This window comes from Nocardioides sp. (assembly GCF_036503465.1).
Classification (GTDB): Bacteria; Actinomycetota; Actinomycetes; order Propionibacteriales; family Nocardioidaceae; genus Nocardioides.
On sequence record NZ_DASXWU010000002.1, the window covers coordinates 1 to 3,204 of the forward strand.

The window sequence follows — 3,204 nt, forward strand, 5'->3', positions numbered from 1 at the left end:
CGGCCACCTCGGAGCCCTGGTCCTTCGGGCCCAGGAACACCGCGGACGGCTCGCCGATGCGGGCGGCCAGGGTGAGCATCTCGTACGTCGGCTTCTTGACCGCCACACCATCAGGGCCGTCGGCGTGGTCGACCACCACCAGGATCTCGGACATGTGGACGCGCTCCTCAGATGAACTTGTTGGTCGCGAGGAAGTCGGCCAGCGCCTTGGCGCCCGAGCCCTCCTCGTCCTTGACGATCTCGCCGGCCTCACGCGGCGGCCGGGCGGTGGTGTCCTCCACCTCGGTGAAGGCCACGGACAGCCCCACGTCGCCGGCGTCGACCCCGAGGTCGGACAGCGACAGCGTCTCGAGCGGCTTCTTCTTCGCCGCCATGATCCCCTTGAACGACGGGTAGCGCGCCTCACCGGACTGGTCGGTCACCGAGATCACCAGCGGCATCGTGCCGCCGACGACCTCGGTGGCGACGTCACCGTCGCGCTGGATGCGGACCTGGTCGCCCTGGGTCTCGACCTTCGACGCCAGCGTCAGCTGCGGCAGCGAGAGACGCTCCGCGAGCATCGCCGGCACCACGCTCATCGAGCCGTCGGTGGACGCCATGCCGCACATCACCAGGTCGTACGCCGTGCCGCCGCCGTCGCCTCCACCGCGCTCGATCGCCTTCGCCAGCACCAGCGAGGTCGCGATCGCGTCGGAGCCGGCGATCGCGTCGTCCACCACGTGCACTCCGCGGTCTGCACCCATCTGCAGCGCCTTGCGCACCGCGTCGACGGCCTGCTCCGGACCGATGCAGAGCGCGGTCACCTCGACGTCCTCGGGGTTCTCGGCCTTCTCCTTGATCTGGAGCGCCTGCTCGACGGCGTACTCGTCCAGCTCGGACAGCAGCCCGTCCACGCCCACGCGGTCGACGGTCTTGTCGTCCTCGAAGTGCCGGTCACCCGTGGCGTCAGGCACGTACTTCACGCAGACAGCGATCTTCATGGCCGGGACGGCCCTCCTGTGCTTCTCCATGCAGCTGGGTGCAGCTAGCAGCTAGGGGCAGATATGGGGTGTGCTCGTCACGCTACCGGGAGCTGCGAGAGCACAGGTACTCAGGCCGCGGTGGCATCGCTCACAGTGACACTGTCACGGTCAGCCGGCGTCGGGACGTTCGCTCGCGAGGCTCCGCGGGCCCCGGCGATATCCTCCGTGCGTGGACGTGGTCCTGTGCCCGTCCTGTGGGGAGGAGAATCCGGCCAAGTTCCGCCTGTGCGGATACTGCGGGACTCCTCTCGCCCAGGACGCGGCCGATGCCCCGGCGGCGCCCGCACCTGTGGCGGCCCCGGTCGAGGCACGCCTGCCCGCCCGCGAGATCCGCAAGACGGTCACGCTCCTCTTCACCGACCTCAAGGACTCCACCGCGCTCACCGGCTCCATCGACGCCGAGGCGATGAACGAGATCAAGTCCCGCTACTTCTCCGCGATGGCCACCCAGATCCGCCGTCACGGCGGTGAGGTCGAGAAGAACGTCGGCGACGCGATCATGGCCGTCTTCGGGCGCATCCGGGCCCACGAGGACGACGCCCTACGTGCGGTGCGCGCCGCCCACGGGATGCAGGTCGTGCTCGCCGAGCTGAACGCCGAGTTCCAGCGGTTCTACGGCGTGCAGGTCACGGTCCGCACCGGCGTGAACACCGGCGAGATCGTGGCGAACACCGATCCGACCGCCGACCAGAACCTCGCGACCGGCGACGCCGTCAACGTCGCGGCCCGCCTGGAGCAGAACGCACCCGCTGGCGAGGTCCTGATCGGTGAGGTGACCCACCAGCTGGTCCAGCACCACGTCGAGGTCGAGCAGGTGATGCTCACCCTCAAGGGCAAGCCCGAGCCGGTGCCGGCGTACCGGTTGATCGACGTCCACGACGTCGCCACGCCCGCGTCCACTACGCGCACCCCGGTGCTCGGCCGCGACCGCGAGACGCGGCGGCTGCGTGAGACGTACGACGCCGTGGTCGCCGAGGGCAGGCCGCGCCTGCTCACCGTGGTCGGCGAGGCGGGCCTGGGCAAGAGCCGGCTGATCGACGACTTCGTGGAGGCCGTGTCCGACGACGCGGGCGTGCTGCGCGGCCGCTGCCTCGCGTACGGCGACGGCATCACGTTCTGGCCTCTGGTCGAGATCAGCCGGGACGCCGCCGGAGTCGTCGAGGACGACTCGGCCGACGAGGCGAGGAGCAAGATCGCCGACCTGCTGCCTGACACCGATCCCGACCGCGCGGCAGTGGTGGACCGCGTCGCGTCGGCGATCGGACTGTCCACACGGGACTTCCCGGTGACCGAGATCTTCTGGGGCGCGCGGAAGCTGTTCGAGGGGCAGGCGTCGGCCCGCCCGCTGGTGCTCGTGGTCGACGACATCCACTCGGCGGAGGCGACGTTCCTCGACCTGCTCACCCACGTCGTCGAGTCGCCGACGCCCCGCCCGATCCTGGTGCTCTGCTCGGCCCGCCCGGAGATGGCAGACGTGCACCAGGAGTGGTGGGAGGCGACTGCGAGCTCACGGGTGGAGCTCGGGCCGCTAGACGCGGAGGCCGTCGAGTCGATCATCGACCAGCAGCTCGGCCCGGCGAGCCTCTCGGAGGAGACGCGGCAGCGCGTGGTCACCGCCGCCGAGGGCAACCCGCTGTACGTCGAGCAGCTGGTGTCGATGCTGCGCGACCGGCCGGCGTCCGAAGGCGACGACGTCGTGGTGCCCCCGACGATCGCGGCGCTGCTCTCGGCCCGACTCGACGCCCTCTCGCAGCCCGAGCGCGCCGTGATCGAGCCGGCCTCGGTGATCGGGCTGCAGTTCCCGGCGCCCGCCGTCCACCACCTGGTGCCCGAGGTGCTGAGCCAGGAGGTCGGCAACCACCTGCAGACGCTGCGCACCAAGCAGTTCATCCGCCCGGCGACCGACAGCGGGGAGGACGACGTCTATCGCTTCCACCACGTCCTGGTGCGCGACGCGACGTACTCGAGCCTGCTGAAGCGGGCTCGGGCGACGTTCCACGAGCAGTTCGTCGGCTGGGCCGAACGGGTCAACCGGGAGCGTGGTCGCGAGACCGAGTTCGAGGAGATCCACGGCTATCACCTCGAGCAGGCGGTCCGCTACCGCCGCGAGCTGGGACCCCTCGACGACCACGGACGCGAGCTCGCCCACAAGGCGGCGACCAAGCTGGCCAACGCCGGTGGC

The 3,204-nt window shown here is 70.5% G+C and carries 2 protein-coding genes; one reads left to right on the forward strand and one right to left on the reverse strand.

Annotated elements, in window-relative coordinates; translation table 11 throughout:
• Positions 1–167: 167 nt before the first annotated feature.
• Positions 168–980 carry an electron transfer flavoprotein subunit beta/FixA family protein gene (locus VGK78_RS00045; RefSeq protein ID WP_331525206.1) on the reverse strand — a complete coding sequence of 271 codons (813 nt, stop codon included), beginning with the start codon at positions 978–980 and terminating at the stop codon, positions 168–170.
• Positions 981–1,191: 211 nt separating this feature from the next.
• On the opposite strand from VGK78_RS00045, the gene VGK78_RS00050 reads away from it, so the two are divergent.
• On the forward strand, positions 1,192–3,204 hold a 2,013-nt coding region (locus tag VGK78_RS00050), incomplete at its 3' end, for an AAA family ATPase (protein ID WP_331525207.1).